This window comes from Dysgonomonas sp. 511, from assembly GCF_010501105.1.
Taxonomy (GTDB): domain Bacteria; phylum Bacteroidota; class Bacteroidia; order Bacteroidales; family Dysgonomonadaceae; genus Dysgonomonas.
The window spans coordinates 30118-30423 of record NZ_QVMQ01000035.1; the positions used below are offsets into that span (position 1 = coordinate 30118).

Here is a 306-nt window from a genome sequence, read left to right on the forward strand (position 1 = left end):
TCATCACTATTGGGTTGATCCTTATGATGATTCAGGTAAGCCTCTAACATATCTTCTGTAATGTGACCGGTAGACCAACATCCATAACCAATACCCCAATAGTGATTACCCCAGTAACGGCGTTTTAGCTCCGGAAATTCTTGTAACAGCATACGGGAACTGCGTCCTTTAAGACGACGAACGATATCACTGACACTTAACTGAGGAGGATAACTCAAATGCAAATGGATGTGGTCTTTACTGACTACTCCTTTGATTATTTGAATATCCATTGAATTACAGACTTGACGCAGAATATCACGGCAA

Annotated in this window: 1 protein-coding gene; it reads right to left on the reverse strand. The window is 40.8% G+C overall.

Features of this window, described 5'->3' with window-relative positions; all coding sequences use genetic code 11:
* On the reverse strand, window positions 1–306 hold a 306-nt coding region (tnpA, locus tag D0T57_RS16105; RefSeq protein ID WP_163273998.1), incomplete at both ends, for an IS200/IS605 family transposase.